This window comes from Vibrio sp. V09_P4A23P171, assembly GCF_963875615.1.
GTDB lineage: Bacteria > Pseudomonadota > Gammaproteobacteria > Enterobacterales > Vibrionaceae > Vibrio > Vibrio anguillarum.
In genome coordinates this window covers 27,409-43,193 of the sequence record NZ_CAWNMR010000006.1, presented here as the reverse complement: position 1 = coordinate 43,193, position 15,785 = coordinate 27,409, and the positions used below count along the sequence as shown (strand labels likewise).

At 43.7% G+C, this 15,785-nt stretch carries 15 protein-coding genes; 9 read left to right on the top strand and 6 right to left on the bottom strand.

What is annotated here, in order from left to right; all coding sequences use genetic code 11:
* Positions 1–159 precede the first annotated feature (159 nt).
* Together AACT23_RS02790 and AACT23_RS02785 are read left to right on the top strand one after the other, a co-directional pair.
* On the top strand, positions 160–891 hold the full coding sequence (locus AACT23_RS02790) for an AzlC family ABC transporter permease (RefSeq protein WP_026027571.1): 732 nt from the start codon (positions 160–162) through the stop codon (positions 889–891).
* Complete coding sequence (locus AACT23_RS02785; RefSeq protein ID WP_094128073.1) at positions 888–1,208, top strand: AzlD domain-containing protein; 321 nt, start codon at positions 888–890, stop codon at positions 1,206–1,208. The genes AACT23_RS02790 and AACT23_RS02785 overlap by 4 nt, the downstream gene beginning before the upstream one ends.
* Before the next feature lie 58 nt (positions 1,209–1,266).
* Here AACT23_RS02785 and AACT23_RS02780 read toward each other — a convergent pair whose 3' ends face one another.
* A complete protein-coding gene (locus tag AACT23_RS02780) occupies positions 1,267–1,881 on the bottom strand; it encodes a fumarylacetoacetate hydrolase family protein (protein WP_094128070.1) in 615 nt (204 codons plus the stop codon).
* Between the two features lie 284 nt (positions 1,882–2,165).
* On the opposite strand from AACT23_RS02780, the gene AACT23_RS02775 reads away from it, so the two are divergent.
* The 3 genes from AACT23_RS02775 to AACT23_RS02765 all read left to right on the top strand — a co-directional run bounded on the left by AACT23_RS02775 (position 2,166) and on the right by AACT23_RS02765 (position 5,137).
* A complete protein-coding gene (locus AACT23_RS02775; RefSeq protein ID WP_176428651.1) occupies positions 2,166–3,161 on the top strand; it encodes a porin in 996 nt (331 codons plus the stop codon).
* Positions 3,162–3,623: 462 nt separating this feature from the next.
* The gene (locus AACT23_RS02770) at positions 3,624–4,508 is read left to right on the top strand and encodes a DMT family transporter (RefSeq protein WP_013868098.1); all 885 of its coding nucleotides are present in this window, start codon (positions 3,624–3,626) and stop codon (positions 4,506–4,508) included.
* A gap of 59 nt (positions 4,509–4,567) precedes the next feature.
* Entirely contained in the window at positions 4,568–5,137 is a 570-nt protein-coding gene (locus tag AACT23_RS02765) for a glutaredoxin domain-containing protein (RefSeq protein ID WP_176428650.1), read from the top strand.
* 195 nt (positions 5,138–5,332) lie between these two features.
* Here the strand turns inward: AACT23_RS02765 and AACT23_RS02760 are convergent, their stop codons facing one another.
* From AACT23_RS02760 to AACT23_RS02750, 3 genes are all read right to left on the bottom strand, one after another.
* Entirely contained in the window at positions 5,333–5,467 is a 135-nt protein-coding gene (locus AACT23_RS02760; RefSeq protein WP_094128057.1) for a hypothetical protein, read from the bottom strand.
* Between the two features lie 103 nt (positions 5,468–5,570).
* Positions 5,571–5,921, bottom strand: coding sequence for a hypothetical protein (locus tag AACT23_RS02755; protein ID WP_026027938.1), 351 nt, complete (start codon positions 5,919–5,921; stop codon positions 5,571–5,573).
* Between the two features lie 124 nt (positions 5,922–6,045).
* Positions 6,046–7,242 carry a multidrug effflux MFS transporter gene (locus AACT23_RS02750; RefSeq protein ID WP_013868102.1) on the bottom strand — a complete coding sequence of 399 codons (1,197 nt, stop codon included), beginning with the start codon at positions 7,240–7,242 and terminating at the stop codon, positions 6,046–6,048.
* A 134-nt stretch (positions 7,243–7,376) separates the two neighbouring features.
* Here AACT23_RS02750 and AACT23_RS02745 point away from each other — a divergent pair, with 134 nt between their 5' ends.
* Positions 7,377–8,261, top strand: coding sequence for a LysR family transcriptional regulator (locus tag AACT23_RS02745; RefSeq protein ID WP_026027569.1), 885 nt, complete (start codon positions 7,377–7,379; stop codon positions 8,259–8,261).
* Positions 8,262–8,476: 215 nt separating this feature from the next.
* A complete protein-coding gene (locus AACT23_RS02740; RefSeq protein WP_013868105.1) occupies positions 8,477–10,309 on the top strand; it encodes a putative bifunctional diguanylate cyclase/phosphodiesterase in 1,833 nt (610 codons plus the stop codon).
* Positions 10,310–10,361: 52 nt separating this feature from the next.
* Here the strand turns inward: AACT23_RS02740 and AACT23_RS02735 are convergent, their stop codons facing one another.
* Together AACT23_RS02735 and AACT23_RS02730 are read right to left on the bottom strand one after the other, a co-directional pair.
* Complete coding sequence (locus tag AACT23_RS02735) at positions 10,362–11,669, bottom strand: peptidoglycan DD-metalloendopeptidase family protein (RefSeq protein WP_017050287.1); 1,308 nt, start codon at positions 11,667–11,669, stop codon at positions 10,362–10,364.
* 186 nt (positions 11,670–11,855) lie between these two features.
* Positions 11,856–12,155 carry an isoamylase early set domain-containing protein gene (locus AACT23_RS02730; protein ID WP_026027568.1) on the bottom strand — a complete coding sequence of 100 codons (300 nt, stop codon included), beginning with the start codon at positions 12,153–12,155 and terminating at the stop codon, positions 11,856–11,858.
* Positions 12,156–12,366: 211 nt separating this feature from the next.
* On the opposite strand from AACT23_RS02730, the gene AACT23_RS02725 reads away from it, so the two are divergent.
* Both AACT23_RS02725 and AACT23_RS02720 read left to right on the top strand, forming a co-directional pair.
* Positions 12,367–14,028, top strand: a complete 1,662-nt coding sequence (locus AACT23_RS02725; RefSeq protein WP_013868108.1) for a SulP family inorganic anion transporter — start codon at positions 12,367–12,369, stop codon at positions 14,026–14,028.
* A gap of 351 nt (positions 14,029–14,379) precedes the next feature.
* On the top strand, positions 14,380–15,756 hold the full coding sequence (locus AACT23_RS02720; RefSeq protein ID WP_094128051.1) for a YjiH family protein: 1,377 nt from the start codon (positions 14,380–14,382) through the stop codon (positions 15,754–15,756).
* Positions 15,757–15,785: the final 29 nt, after the last annotated feature.

Genomic DNA, 15,785 nt, shown 5'->3' with positions numbered 1-15,785 from the left:
GTTGGCGGCATTTTTATTTCATCTGTTTAGGTGAACAATGCCTGCGACTACAACGCTCTTTTCCCTCCAGTGGATGACAGTTGTATGCGCAATTTTGTACAATCGCTTGACCCAACCTTGTGGCTTGATAGATTCATCACTTCCAGCAAAGGAATTACTATGGATAGCACACTATTGAACCACGTACATTTGGAACCTCGAGGTCGCCTCTTTGGGCAAGGCGCACTGGCCATGCTACCGCTGAGTATTGCCGTTTTACCATGGGGCTTATTGGCAGGATCATTTGCGATTGAAAGTGGCCTGACCGTATTAGAGAGCCAAGCACTCTCTGCGGTTTTATTTGCAGGCTCAGCGCAACTCGTCGCCACGGGGATGTTTAAAACAGGTGCAGGGCTGTTGACTCTGCTGATCACCACATTTTTCATCACTTCTCGCCATTTTCTCTACAGCGTTTCCATGCGCAGCAAAATCAGCCCACTCCCGACACGTTGGCGTTTAATTCTGGGTTTTCTGCTCACTGATGAGCTGTTTGCGGTCTGCGGACAACAAAATGAAAAACAGTTTAACCGTTGGTACGCGCTTGGTGCAGGTTTAAGCTTCTATTTAGTTTGGAATTTGGCCACACTGGTCGGCATTATTGCAGGCAGCTACATCCCCGCTTTAAACGAGTTGGGGTTGGAATTTGCAGTCGCGGCTACTTTTATCGCCATTGTCATTCCGAACATTAAAAACATACCGATACTCGTTGCTGTCATCAGTGCCCTAGTGTTATCGGTAAGCCTGACTCTTTGGCAAGTTGAAGGTAGCTTAATGCTAGCAAGCATTGGCGCAATGTGTGCAGGTTATGTTTCTGAAGTTTTACTCTGTTCGAGCAGGAGGAACCAACGATGATTCTGCTTTCTATCCTCGCCATGACCGCTTTGGTCTTTATGAGCCGTTATCTGTTCTTAGAGCCTAAATTACCGCTGTGTCTCAACCCAGTTATCCAGCGCTTACTCACTTATTCTAGCCCTGCTGTATTAACTGCTATTTGGGCTCCGATTGTGTTCCTGCCAGAGCAAACACTTTGGCTTGATCGCCATAATCCCTACTTGTGGGCCGCAGCATTAGCGGGACTGATTGCATGGAGAACCAAGAATGTCCTGCTGACCACGATCATCAGCATGGCGACTTTCTTTTTGCTAAATTTAACGCTCTTAGCCCATTAAAGACAGAGGCTGCGGTTAATACTGATAATAACCGCAGCCCGAATAGCGCAAATCAGTTTTATTGCGCTAGCCATTCAATCTCGATTAAGGTCTGCTCTCCACATTTAAGACGCCCTAAAAAGAGATCGCCACAATGCACTTCTCCAACTCCTTGTGGCGTTCCGGTCATCACAACGTCACCATCACACAGCGATGTGTAAGATTTCAGCTCTTCTAAAATGATGGCGGGTGAATAGATCATTTGGTTTACACCACCGCACTGAACCCGAACACAATTGATGAATAGCTCTAACTGCAACTTATTGATGTCGATACCATGCAATGGCACAAATCGGCTAAGTACTGCTGAACCGTCAAATGCTTTCGCCCTCTCCCAAGGTAAACCTTTTGCTTTAAGCTGAGATTGCAGTACTCGCTTAGTCAGATCTAACCCCAAACCAACCGCGCTATATTGACCTTTTTTGATCAAAAAACAAATTTCAGCTTCATAGTGAAGCGTCTCTTGGTGAAACGAGGATAGAGTGGTTGTGATGCTCGTGTTGGGTTTATTAAACACCACCATTTGTTCTGGAATTGTGTTATTAAGCTCTTGAATATGTTCAATATAGTTCCGTCCAACACACAATACTTTAGACGGGGTTATCTTCTGTTTATCCAAACGAACCGAATACATATACTCTTCCTTGAGATGACTAAGATCGTCGAGTTTACCTCATCTACAGCGCGAGTGAATGGATTTGCATCTTCATTAGATAAAAGTAAGATCTTCGACTCAAAATTCATGGCACCTTGACTATTTTGAACATCACTACATAACATTCTCTTTAATAAATCATCAATAAAAACAACATGTAAACATCATGAATCAGTAATTAAACATTCATTTAAAACATCTACTTTACTCACATCAAACCGTTCGAGCACTGAAGCTCATTGATTATGAATAAGGTAAATAAAATGAAAAAAACAACAATCGCAACCGCAATTCTTACAGCATTGGTATCAGGTTCTTCTTTTGCTGCGACCGTTTACAAAGCGGATGGAAATGAGCTTAAAGTTGGTGGACGTGCAGAATTTCGTGGCGATTTCGGTGGTGATGACAAAGGCAAAGAAATTGAAGGCACGATGAAAAACAAAAGCCGTGCGCGTTTGAACATTACAGGTTCAACAGAAATCTCTGACTCTTTGAAAGGTTTTGCAACCTATGAAGCAGAGCAAACGGTTAATTCCTCCGCCAGCAACGATAAAAATTCTGATTTCAACCAACGTTACCTATTTGCAGGTTTACAAGCTGATTTTGGTGCTATTTCTGTCGGCCGCCAAGATACGGCTGGCGTGCAAATTTCTCAAATGTCAGACATCGGTACTTATACTGGCGCTCAAAAAGAGTTCATCAACGCAGGTAATGAGCAAATCAACAACACTTTCCTCTACGCAGGTACATTTGATGCCCTCAATGTGAAAGCAAGCTTTATTGCAGGCGAAGAAAAAGACACCGATGGCTTCGGTCTTTCTGCAATTTATAACTTACCTATCGGCCTTGGTTTAGGCTTGGGCTACGCAAGCAACGATAATGGCACAGGCCAAGGTGCGGCGAATCAAATTATTGCCGGTGTGAATTACACGTTGGACGATTTGTACTTAGGCCTGACCTATACACAAGGGGATTTGGACGATAAAGCGAAGAGCGAATTCAACGGGATTGAATTTGCTGCGCAATACAAAATCACAAGTAACTTCCGCTTGATTGGTGTGTATCAAAAAACGGAAAATGAAACTGCAAACGTCACAACGACGAAAAGTGATTTTGCTGAGTTGACAGGGCGTTATGATTTCAATAAATCAATCTACACTTACGTTGCCTACAAAATGAACAACCTAGATAAAAAAGACCTCGGCACTGCGTATGATGCAAAAGACTCTATTCGCCTAGGTCTACGTTACAACTTCTAATTTTAATTATACGAACGCATATACTCCCTAAGGATATCATCCTTTTGGCCAGGCACTCGCTTGGCCTTTTTTATTTGCCGGTATTGCACCAAAATGAAACACATTGCACTAGGCTAGACCATGCTTAACAGAGCCAACAATATAAGTTCACTATTTTTCAATAAGTTAAAGGTGGCACACAACCTGCTATGGAATAAGTACAAATGCATGGCAGCGTTTGTGCTTCTTTTCAGTGCTAAGGCAGAGCACTGGCCGTTCATGTTCTTTCGCCCTCTTTTTAAGGGGGCTTTTTTTATCCCATAACCACAGCCCATACGCAAAATGTTTGGCGTTTCAGACAAGTGGGAATCAGCAGGGATAACACTTGCTCAAATTTATTGAACCACTCCATTCATTTCAGAGATTGGTTTAACGCTGATAAGTCAGTATGATTCAACGACTTTTTCTATAACCCTCTTCTCTATGACCAAAATACTTCACCACCCAATCCAAGGGGCAAGTTGGATGCTAATCGCAGGCCTCGCCTTTGCGATAGTCAATAGCCTTGCTCAAGTCGCCAGTATCAATTATGGCCTGTCATCTACCACGGTGGCGCTGGTTCAATATGCCATCGCGTTAGTCGTTATTTTGCCGTATTTATCAACGTTAGGGATCCGCTACTCGCTGCGCACCGAGCATTTAAGCATGCATATTTTCCGTGTGTTTTTATCTGTGATTGGCATACAACTCTGGTTATGGGCACTCGCCTATCCCGTACCCATTTGGCAAGGTATTGCACTGCTGATGACCTCTCCTCTGTTTGCCACGATTGGCTCAGGCCTTTTTTTAAAAGAGAAAGTGGGTACAGCACGCTGGGGAGCAACATTAACTGGCTTTGTCGGGGCGATGATCATCCTTGAACCTTGGGCTGACGATTTCAACTGGGCATCGTTGCTGCCTGTTGGCGCGGCATTTTTTTGGGCTTGTTACTCTTTGATGGTGAAAAAACTGTCTGCCCATGACTCACCGTCTACTATGGTGGTCTACCTTTTGGTACTGATCACACCGTTCAATCTACTGCTCGCTTTACCAGATTGGCAAACACCTCAAGGGAGCACTCTATGGCTCATATTGCTTTTTGCGGGTGCGATGACAGCACTGGCTCAATGGGCGATCGTTAAAGCCTATGCGGTGGCAGATGCGTCTTTTGTGCAACCTTTTGATCACGCGAAGCTGCCACTGAATGTTTTGGCGGGTTGGTTAGTGTTTGGCTGGGCACCACCCGGGCGATTATGGCTTGGCGCTGCCATCATTATCGCTTCAGTGGCCTTTATTACTCACTGGGAAACAAAAAAATCTTCGCGTTGAAATAAAAAGTCACTCAACTCTTTCCTATTCTCTAAGCAATGCTTCTTGAGGAAAACACGATGGCAAAACCGATAAAAATCACACTATACCGATGGGCTGGAAGTTGGGGTCCATTTAAAGTCACCATCCCTTGCGGCGAGTGTACGCTCACCAAAGACATTTTGACTGACACCTTCAACAATGAACTGGAGGGCATTCCCATCGAGTTAGAAGTCAAAGACTGGCTATCGTACTGGTGGGAACCCTTGAAATTGGGCGCATGGCACGCCCCAATATTGGTCGTTGAAGGTAAAGTGATCAGCCAAGGAGAAGCGTTAAATCGAGGTATTTTGGTTCAATCGGTGATCAAAGAATGGGCACAACGTGACGAGTTAACTGGCAATATTGTGTATGGAAAAGCCACTTGCCCGTACTGCGTAAAAGCAAAGAAATTGCTGGATGAAGCGGGAATTCAATACACCTATCATGATGTCGTCAAAGAAAGTGCGGCGCTGTACCGGATGATCCCAGAAGTTAAAGCCATCATCGGTCAAAAAACGCCCGTCACCGTGCCACAAATTTGGCTAGAAAGCCGCTATATCGGCGGATGTGATAAATTGGAAGATTGGCTAACCAAAAAAAGTCAGTAGTGCCCCAGAGCATCTGGTTACTTTAGAAGAAAAAGTACTGACACCTCAGAAACCGCCGACTCTTTAGTCAGTAATGGTATACGGGCTCTTTGTGGACGAATGGTGGACGAATTTGCACAGTCATTTTTACCCCAGTAAATAAAGCAAAGCCCCAGCTTGTTACCAAGCTAGGGCTTTTTGATTCTTAGGCATTCACTATTTGCTGAATTTCTTCACTAGCGTTTTAATGAAAGACTTTTTCTTTGCTTGTGGTTTGCCATGCATTGCATCATACATCGCTTTTTTTGCGACCAATTGACCAACGTAAGCACCACCTAATTCATAACCCATGAATCACCTCAACATGTAATTTATTTACCTGACGAGGTGTATATTAGTCCAAAAAAGAACAAAAACAAGACTTGAGTCACAAAATAAAGTAATTAATTTTCAGTTAACCGCGTTTAGGCTGCTTATAGGTTTTACCAGCAGCCAAGTAAGTTTCTTTCTGCTTAACTTCAAACATGGTTTCAAAAAACCAAGCAACAAACTTAATAACGTCATCGCCTTCATTCATAATGTGTTCGACAAACTCTTCTTCTTCACCTTGCTCATTTTCTTGCAACACGACGTGGTAAATGCGTTGCTCCCCATCCACTTCGGCTAAAGCAAACTGACCCACTAACGATAAGGCTGCTTCAGCAATATCTTGATCTTCACATACTTTCAGCATATCTAACGCTTGAGGAAGTGTTTTTTGCTCGCACAAGCTTTTGACTAATGCTTGAAATTCATCTTGTTGCATTGATTTTTCCGTCGAATTAATGTCGCCGAGATTATACCTCAAATTATTTCTCTTGTGCCGACATGTACGATGTAAATGCACCACTAGACTTAAACCACTTCAAACCGGAAGGGTATAAACAGCATTAAGCGAATTTGGTTTGACGTAAGCGATAGGAAGAACACAACACCAAAAACATAGCGCAACTGGTTGCTAAATAGAACCAGCCTAGCGACATCTGACTCGTGATCCATCTTTCCACCAAGTATCCCCCTAAAAATCCAGCTAAACACATTTGAATGGAGCCAGATAGAGCCGCAACGGAACCCGCTTGAGTTTTGTGTGGCCCGAGCAGCATGCTGGTGGATAATGGAAATGAGATACCTTGCGCAATCGTTAACCAAGTAAATCCCCACACTAAATTGAACACGCTCATCGGTGTTATCAGTAACCAAACACCGGCAAAAGCCATAATGACAATCGCCAAAGCAAGTAAACGTTGGGATGAAAAACGATCATTGAGTAAGTTAACGGCAACACTGCCTATCATCAAACCCGCGGAAGGGACGATCATTACGGTTCCATAATCGGCGGCCGTTAACCCCAGCTTGTTTTGCAAGAGAAAAGGCAGCACCGACAGAGTCACTAAACTAGATAAATAGCTGATCCAGTTGTAACTGGCGCTGGTCAGCACTTGGGAATTTTTCAAGAGTAGCAAGTAGTTATGCAATACGGCCTTCGGTTGAAACCGATGTTTCGCGTATGGCAACGTTTCTGGCAATATCCACCAACCTAAAATAAAAATGGTACAGATATACACTAATACGAACACAAACACGGACTGCCAACTTAAATGAAAGGCAAGCCACCCACCGAGCACAGGGGCAATAATTGGCATAATTGAGGCGGTGATGGCGATGTAAGAAAGCGCCTTTGTTAATTGCAGACCATCATAACTGTCGCGCAGCACACTGCGGCCAAGAACAGAAGCACTTCCCGCGCCAAGCCCTTGCAGTAGGCGACCAGCAGCCAACGCATGAAAATTATCCGAAAAACAGACACACAATACTGTACCGGCCAAGTAGATCCCCTGCCCGAGTAAAAATGTCGGGCGTCTACCAACCGCATCAGACAATGGCCCGTAAAAAAGCTGTGACATCCCAAACGCCACTAAAAAGAGCGTGACGAGCCATTGAATACTGGCTTGGTCAACCATTAAGTCTCGGCTGATCAGCGGCAGTGCAGGTAAATAGATGCTCACCCCAACTTGGCCCGTGGCAATGATCATCATCGCCAATAACATCGGCGTCTTTTTAAATGGTGTGCTAGCGAGAGTTTTCATGGGTTGCTAAGTGAGCTCTTATCGTCGGTAGATGTGGTGTCAAAATACGTTTTCAGTATATATTGGCAACTCAGATTTGATAATAAAGCACTCAGGAAATGAATTAGTTCCAATGAGGAATGAGTAGGGTAGCAATGGATTGGATACAAAATGTTAAAACATACATGCGTGTGGTTGAAGAAGGCAGCTTTAACGGCGCGGCACGTAAGCTCAATACCACCAGCTCAGCCATCAGTAAACGAGTACATTGGCTGGAAGAGAAAATTGGCGTGCAGTTACTTAAGCGCACCACACGAACGGTGACACAAACCGAAGCGGGTGCTCTCTTTTATGAGCGAGCAAAAGCACAACTTGAAAGTTGGCAATCGGTGGTTGATGAAACACGCTCTGTCAGCCAAACTCCCGCTGGCCTGCTAAAAATTGGGGCGACACTCTCTGTGGGCTCAAAATTTTTGGTGCAGTATTTAGATGAATTTCTACAGCGCTACCCTGACATTCGAATCCAACTGACCACAACAACTCCGGGGCAATTGCCCGAACTTCACCTTGATTTATTCATCAGCCGAGAAATTGACCAACTCAACTCCCTCAGTTTTAAAGCCTCACCCCTATTTGAACATAGGGCCGGCTTTTATGCTTCTCCTAACTATATTGAAAAATATGGTATGCCCAAATCTGCCGAACAGCTTCAACAGCACAATGTCTTGATTTGGGGAGAACACACAACGCGCGAATTAAAAACCTCAACGGGCAAACGCCTATCGTTATCGGGTAACTTCGCGACAACCAATCCAGAAGCACTTTTCTATGCAGGCAAAAATGGCATGGGAGTGATTGTCACCAACGACGTGATGGTCAAAGAAGAGCTACGTTTGGGCAATCTGGTACGTTTGCTACCCGATATCACCGTTGATCAAGCAACGGTTTACGCTTATTACCCTAAACTTGATTATCAACACACTCGAACTCATTTATTTCTCAACTACTTAAAAGAAAAATTAACGAATGAAGCTAGGTAACTAAATTGGGGTTACGTCTATTTCCATCACAAAATTGTCCACCAGAGCAAATTTACCCTAGACAAAAAAGTACTCATAAAACTCTGCAACTAAGCCGCTGAATAACCAATATTTTATTTTTTTACGTCTCAAGTACCCATCATTGCGAGTGGCAAAACTGCGCAATGTCGACCATAGTCACTAAGTGCATATTCTAAAAAAACAGAGTACGACATATGACTAAAACATCATTGGCTAGGGATGCAGTTAGTCTAAACACCATTAACGAGCTCATGCTGCTCGATGGCTCTGAGTTACATGATCGGGCCACATTGGTGCTGCATACACATTTTCAAACCTGCTGTACATGCATCGTCGAGTTAGACAAATGGCATTACAGAGCTCACACCTTATCTCATGCTGGTGAGACGCCAGACAACAACGACACGGGTTATCCGCTCAGGGGAACACCGTGTGAGCAAGTGTGGAAATCAAAACAGGAATACTGTCTGTTTCCATCACAAGTGACCAAAATTTTTCCTGATGACAAGTTTCTAATTGAAAATAAGATTGATGCCTATATCGGTATTCCCCTACGTGCCAAGAATGGCGAAATACTCGGAATGCTAGTGTCTACCTTCTATTCTCCCATCGAAGATGAGGAATTCGTGATTGGCTACCACCGAATCATTGCGAACATAGTCGTTCACAGCCTGCGCAATAAGTGGTTGAGCGAACGCTCTGACAGCTTGGTTAATCAACTTAGTTACGAAGTTTCTCACGACAACCTGACCGATTTAATGAACCGCAGTTATCTAGCTGACAAATTAGAACGCTTAGTTGAAACAACCAATGAACCGTTTACTCTTGCTTATTTAGACATCGATAATTTTAAATCGATCAATGACTTATATGGGCACTATATTGGCGACCAAATCATTAAGTTTGTGGCTAATGCCATCATTAAAAGCGTTCCGGAAGAGAATTTGGCATTTCGAATCGCAGGGGATGAATATGCGTTTATCACCTTCTCTAATGATCCGTTGCAAATCTGCCGCTGTATATTGGATAAGCTAAATACAGGTTATGTCGATGCATCACATCGCATTAAAATTAGCTTAAGCATTGGCATTTCAAGGAAAACTCAAGAGACAATCACGGCCGATCAACTGATTCTCAATGCCTGTTTAGCACTCAAAGAGTGTAAGCAAACTCGCGGTAGTAATATCCGTTGCTATGATACCCATCTGAGTGACCAATACCATCGTCAAACCCAAATCACAGAAGCTCTACGCCGTGAACTCAATAAGTTAACCAGTAAAAATAGTGAACTATTTGTGGTGGCGCAACCGATCGTCAGTCGTCACCAAGAACAGTGGAACTATTTTGAGATTCTCACTCGCTGGAATAGCGAAACTCTGGGTGCGATTTCACCGATTGAGTTTATCGATACTGCTGAGCAGTCAGGTTTAATTGTGGAATTAGGAGAACGCATTGTTGAGCTGGCATGCCTAGCAAAAGTTGAGCTAGAGGAGGGCTTAGGCTACAAGGTAAAATTAGGACTTAACTGTTCGGCACATGAACTGATCAACTCCAAGCGCTATCTCGAACACTTAATGCAAACCATTACTCAATACGGCTTTGAGCCTAATGAATTCACAATTGAGCTCACCGAAACAGTACTACTTTCACAAACCAGTGAAGTTAGATACATCTTAGATAAGCTCAGACTACTTGGTTTTACCATCGCGCTTGATGACTTTGGCACTGGCTATTCGAGCTTGAATTACATCCATAGCTACCCCATCGATTGCATTAAAATTGATGCCACTTTTATCAAAAACATGGTGTGTAACGAAACAGCGGAGCGCGTAGTTTGGTTGATTATTCAATTGGCAAATCAACTTCGAGTTGATCTCGTCGCAGAAGGGGTGGAGAACCAAGAAGCTCTGGAGAAACTCTATGCTATGGGCTGTGAACAGATCCAAGGTTACTATTTTTCAAAGCCAGAAACACCGCACTCTATCGTGACTCACTGGAACAACATGAGCCATGTACGGCGCGCATAAAAAACCCTCACTCTGAAAGTGAGGGATTACTAATATCCATTATGCTATCAAATTAAGACTCTTGGTCAGCCGAAGACTCACTGGTGGCATACCGCAGTTCTTGCTGCTGAAGCATAGAATCGAGTTCATTACGCCTTGCAACAAACCCCGCCATCTCTTTTTTAGGCACTGAGTTTGCCATTGGTATGTTGGCGGTCATGGCATTCACTGCGCGATCTCGAACCATCAGCTCATAATGCAGATGAGGCCCAGTGACTCGGCCCGATTGCCCAGATAAACCGATCCGCTCACCTCGCGATACTTTCTGACCTTTACGCACTAAAATTTTACTCAAATGCAAATAGCGTGTTTTGTAAGTACTGCCATGTTGTATCACCACGTAATTACCCGCATAAGGGTGCTTACGCGTCATGATCACCGTACCATCGCCAGTCGAGAATACCGGAGTACCGACTGGTACACCAAAATCAGTACCATTGTGCGGAGCCACTCTTTTTGTGACTGGGTGCAGGCGATGCGCATCAAAGTTAGAGGTAATGCGTTTATTTGTCGTCGGATAGCGTTGAAATGCGCGCTGTAAACTATCGCCATTTTTGTCATAGTACTGCCCATCACGGTGTAAATAAGCAGAAACGTCTTTGCCTCGACTGTAGATTTTAATCGCTTGGATTTCACGATTGCCCGTCAATTTCTCACCGACAAATTGACGAGATTGAACCACTTCAAATCGATCGCCAACCCTAAGATCACGAGAGAAATTGAGTTTATCTTTAAGTAAAGAAACGATCTGTTCTATCTCAGCGCTGCCTAACCCTATCGAATTGACCGACTGAGAAAAGCTGCCTTGAATCTCGCCAACCATGGCGAACTCTTTCCATACACCCGGTATTTTAACATCTTGAAACTCATAGGTACCATCATCTAAACGTGAATATACCGCGCGCTCGACTAGGCTAAATTCTAGCTCCATTTTGGAAAGCGCATTTCCATTTTGCGCTTTCCAAAACCTGAGGATGTTGCCAGGTTTTAACGTATCCAATGCGAGGTAGTTTAAATCGGTTTCCATAATCTTCATCAAGTCTTGGTAACCAAAGCCAAGTTGATTAAAGATAGTACTTAAATTGTCACCAGATTTAATCTCATATTCAAAATCCGGAAGATTTTTTACCTCAATAGCATCAGATAAAATCGACTGAACAATTTGAGTTTCGGTAATAGAGAGCTCAATTTGGCGCTGTAAGGAGCTATCCTGAATAGACGAGGAAAATGCGATGGCCGCGACAATCGGTAGGCCAATAATCGACGCTTTTTTTGGAAGTGAAAGCTCAGAAAAGCGCAGAATGAGAGAACGAGGAAGCACTATCTATCCTGTGGATTAAGTCAAAAGAGCCTCAAGATTAAGACTTTCTGTTTCAAAAGTCACCTATATCGTGTGATTCTATGGTCAAAAAAGGCACCGGAGTGCCTTATAATAAATCAACAATTACACGTAAAAATGAGTACTGTCCTAATCATATTTCACGCTTTCACAAGATTTATCAACAACCTATTGATAAGTCGTTACTAGGCTATTTTCCTCGCCAAAACCATTGGCAATGTACTGGTCAGCGCTAGGATCGTTAACCCATTGTTGGTCATCCAACAAGTAACGAAATTGAAATTCAGCATCTTTAGGCAAACGGGTTTTAAATTTAAAACTATTACTTTTCGCCACCTTTTTCATCGGTTCTGGTTGCCAGTCAAGAAAGTCCGCTACTATCGCAACATTGCCAGCCGTATCTGGGGCGTCCACTTCAAAGGTCACTTCGACTTCTTCTTTTGTTTTAAAAAAACGTTTATTGATCATCACAAACTCCATCTCTGTATAAAAAACATCCTACCCAGTGAATCATAAGAAAATAGACTCACATCCACAACTCTAAATAGTAAAAATTCCGCCGCCGAACCACTATATTTATAACCTCAGTTGAATATTCACCCCTCTTTACAGCATTTTAAATGAGCGTAGAATCCACCGCGCTTTCTATTTTCCCCTATTTTCAATAAGGTTATCAATTATGTTTGCCGTATATGAATCCTATAAAGCCGGTCTGCTACGACCAAAACAGTGGCTAAATAATATCAGTGCAGGTTTGATTGTAGGGGTTGTCGCTCTGCCACTGGCAATGGCATTTGCTATTGCTTCTGGCGTGAAACCGGAGCAAGGGATATACACCGCCATTATTGCAGGCGTTATCGTTTCACTGTTTGGCGGCTCGCGAGTGCAGATAGCCGGCCCAACGGGCGCTTTCATCGTGATACTTGCTGGAATTGTTAGCCAGTATGGGGTCAGCGGGTTGCAGATAGCCACTATGATGGCCGGTGTGATTCTATTGGTTCTGGGGGTCGCAAAACTCGGTAGCATCATCCGCTATATTCCTGACCCCGTAATCGTCGGCTTCACCAGCGGTATCGGTGTCATCATCTGGGTTGGGCAATGGCAAGAATTCTTCGGCCTCCCCAAGATCGAAGGTGAGCATTTTCATCAAAAATTAGTGTCTATTTTCCATGCCTTTCCGCAGATGGATTGGGCCACAACAGGCCTTGCGTTATTTTCACTCGCGCTGGTTATCTTCGGTCCTAAGATCCCGAAGCTCTCGAAAGTGCCAGGGCCACTGCTTGCTCTCGTCACCGTTACCGTGTTGCAATATTTTGTTGGCTTTGAAGGGATCCGCACGATTGGATCGGCTTTTGGAGGCATACCTCAAGGACTGCCAGAGTTTTCGCTTCCAGAAGTTAGCTTCTCTCAAATTATTCTATTGATTGGCCCTGCTTTTGCGATTGCCATGCTAGGTGCGATTGAATCATTGCTTTCTGCGGTGGTCGCCGATGGTATGGCGGGCACCAAACACAACTCAAACCAAGAATTAGTCGGCCAAGGTATCGCTAATATCGTGGCTCCTCTCTTCGGTGGTATTGCAGCAACAGGCGCCATTGCACGTACTGCAACCAATATACGCAACGGGGGGACAAGCCCACTTTCGGGCGTGGTGCACTCGCTCACTCTGGTCATTATCCTTATTGCACTTGCACCATTAGCCGTCAATATTCCACTGGCAGTACTCAGTGCTATTTTGTTCGTCGTAGCATGGAACATGAGTGAAGTTCCCCACTTTATTAAATTGGTTAAACGTGCACCCAAAGCCGATGTGGTTATTTTGTTGCTAACCTTTGGATTAACCGTGTTTGCTGACTTAGTTGTCGCCGTCAACATCGGGGTGATCATCGCTACCCTTCACTTTGTAAAACGTATGGCATCTAGTGTTGAGGTAAAAGCCAGTACACACCATGAGCTCAGTGCTGAGCTGCTTCGTCATGGGCAAACTCAGTTACCAAGAGAGCTCGCCGTTTATGCCTTAGAAGGCCCATTTTTCTTTGCTGCGGCTGAAACCTTTGAGCGTGTGATGAGCAGCATTCAAGAGCAGCCAGAAATTTTAATTATTCGCCTTAAATGGGTTCCATTTATGGATATTACTGGCCTGCAATCCATTGAGGAAATGATCGAAAACTTCCATAAAAAGAATGTGCAAGTGTTGATCTCTGGTGCAAATACTCGTGTTGCAATGAAACTGAAAAAAGCGGGGATTGTTGATTTGGTCGGTGAAGATAATTTCTTTAGTCAATTCGATGATGCGCTCAGCGTTAGCCTACAACGTTTGAATATCAGTACAGCTCAATAAAGCTCATTGGACCTATACATTTTTGGCCTTTAGCCTACGGTTAAAGGCCTTTGACTGACCCGTCCCTCTTACCTTAACCGCCCAATTTTCCTCAGCCCTCCTTAACTCTTTTTAAAACGCACGCCTCAACCACCAACAGATTATTAACCAATGCAACAATAACAAAACAAATGACCATGTTATCTGAGAATAACAGCTCTTTTGTTTGAATACTTAACCTTGATTAATGAATAGTATTGCAAGCCATCTTAAAAATAGATATTCTTGCCTGCAATGACTAAATAGAGCTATTTAGTGCATTTTTATGCCACCAGTTGGTGACTATTGACCCGCAGTAATACGAGACACGACATGCAAGATAACGCTCAAACTATTGAAGCTCCTGTAGCACCAACACAAAGTAGCTTTTGGATGTTTTTCATCCCTTCGTTAATTGGTCTATTTTTGTTTATGGCGCCAATTAGCTACCAAGGTGACTTAACCATTCCAGTTGCCGTCCTTGCTAAATCTATCCAAGCTATTTTGGGCGATTACCTTGTTGCAATAGTGACAGTGATCATCGCCTTTATGTCTGCAGCTTCCATTTTATGTAAAATTTTTCAACCTGCATTCATTACAAAGAGTCCTTTCTTAAATGGGCTTTTTAATCCATCGGCTCTTTGGTTAGCCGTCCGTGTATTTGGTGGTATCGCCGTCATCATGACGTTTTTCCAAATCGGCCCTAAGGCTATCTGGGAAGAAAACACTGGCGGTATGGTTCTTGAGGGTTTATTACCCACTTTATTTTCTGTATTTATTTTTGCAGGGCTTTTGCTGCCTTTACTACTTAACTTCGGGCTACTGGAGCTATTTGGTAGTTTATTAAGCAGAATCATGCGTCCAGTTTTCAACCTTCCAGGCCGTAGCGCAATCGACTGCATGGCTTCTTGGTTGGGCGACGGTAGTGTCGGTATTTTGCTGACCAGCAAACAGTACGAAAGCAAATTCTACACACAGCGTGAAGCCGCTATTGTTGGTACAACGTTTTCTGCCGTTTCAATTACCTTCAGCTTAGTCGTTATTGCGCAAGTTAAGCTAGAGCATCTGTTCCTACCTTTTTATGGCACCATTTGCCTTGCAGGCTTTGTTGCAGCGATCATCATTCCTCGCCTGCCACCATTAAGTTTCAAAAAGAACACTTATATTGATGGTACCTCTCCAGCTAAAGATGCCGATGCAGTTCCAAACGGACATACCTCGTTCTCATGGGGGATGGAATTAGCACTGGCGAAAGCAAGCCAAGTTAAATCTGCGAAATCGATCTTCGCTGAAGGCATGCGTAACGCTGTTGATATGGTGTTTGGTGTGCTACCTGTCGTGATGGGCTTGGGTACTCTGGCTCTGATTGTTGCAGAATACACCTCTGTATTTTCTGTATTGGGCCAACCGTTTATTCCTTTTCTAGAATTACTTGGTGTACCTGAGGCTGTTCAAGCATCTCAAACCATTGTGGTCGGCTTTGCGGATATGTTTATTCCCGCGATTCTTGCAGCTTCCATTGATAATGAAATGACACGTTTCGTGATTGCAGCCATGTCAGTGACTCAGTTGATCTATATGTCTGAAGTGGGTGCGTTAATGTTAGGCAGCAAAATTCCTGTCAACATCCTTGAGCTGTTTGTCATATTTATTCTGCGTACGCTCATTACACTGCCAGTGATAGCTGGTGTAGCACATCTCATTTTTTAGTAAACAATGCAGCAGTAACGGCACTAATA

Coding starts and splice junctions, on each gene's coding strand:
- AACT23_RS02760 (WP_094128057.1), bottom strand. CDS start 5,467: ATGGGTTATGAATTAGGTGGTGCTTACGTTGGTCAATTGGTCGCAAAA.
- AACT23_RS02765 (WP_176428650.1), top strand. CDS start 4,568: ATGGCAAAACCGATAAAAATCACACTATACCGATGGGCTGGAAGTTGG.
- AACT23_RS02770 (WP_013868098.1), top strand. CDS start 3,624: ATGACCAAAATACTTCACCACCCAATCCAAGGGGCAAGTTGGATGCTA.
- AACT23_RS02785 (WP_094128073.1), top strand. CDS start 888: ATGATTCTGCTTTCTATCCTCGCCATGACCGCTTTGGTCTTTATGAGC.
- AACT23_RS02780 (WP_094128070.1), bottom strand. CDS start 1,881: ATGTATTCGGTTCGTTTGGATAAACAGAAGATAACCCCGTCTAAAGTA.
- AACT23_RS02740 (WP_013868105.1), top strand. CDS start 8,477: ATGACTAAAACATCATTGGCTAGGGATGCAGTTAGTCTAAACACCATT.
- AACT23_RS02790 (WP_026027571.1), top strand. CDS start 160: ATGGATAGCACACTATTGAACCACGTACATTTGGAACCTCGAGGTCGC.
- AACT23_RS02725 (WP_013868108.1), top strand. CDS start 12,367: ATGTTTGCCGTATATGAATCCTATAAAGCCGGTCTGCTACGACCAAAA.
- AACT23_RS02755 (WP_026027938.1), bottom strand. CDS start 5,921: ATGCAACAAGATGAATTTCAAGCATTAGTCAAAAGCTTGTGCGAGCAA.
- AACT23_RS02730 (WP_026027568.1), bottom strand. CDS start 12,155: ATGATCAATAAACGTTTTTTTAAAACAAAAGAAGAAGTCGAAGTGACC.
- AACT23_RS02720 (WP_094128051.1), top strand. CDS start 14,380: ATGCAAGATAACGCTCAAACTATTGAAGCTCCTGTAGCACCAACACAA.
- AACT23_RS02750 (WP_013868102.1), bottom strand. CDS start 7,242: ATGAAAACTCTCGCTAGCACACCATTTAAAAAGACGCCGATGTTATTG.
- AACT23_RS02745 (WP_026027569.1), top strand. CDS start 7,377: ATGGATTGGATACAAAATGTTAAAACATACATGCGTGTGGTTGAAGAA.
- AACT23_RS02775 (WP_176428651.1), top strand. CDS start 2,166: ATGAAAAAAACAACAATCGCAACCGCAATTCTTACAGCATTGGTATCA.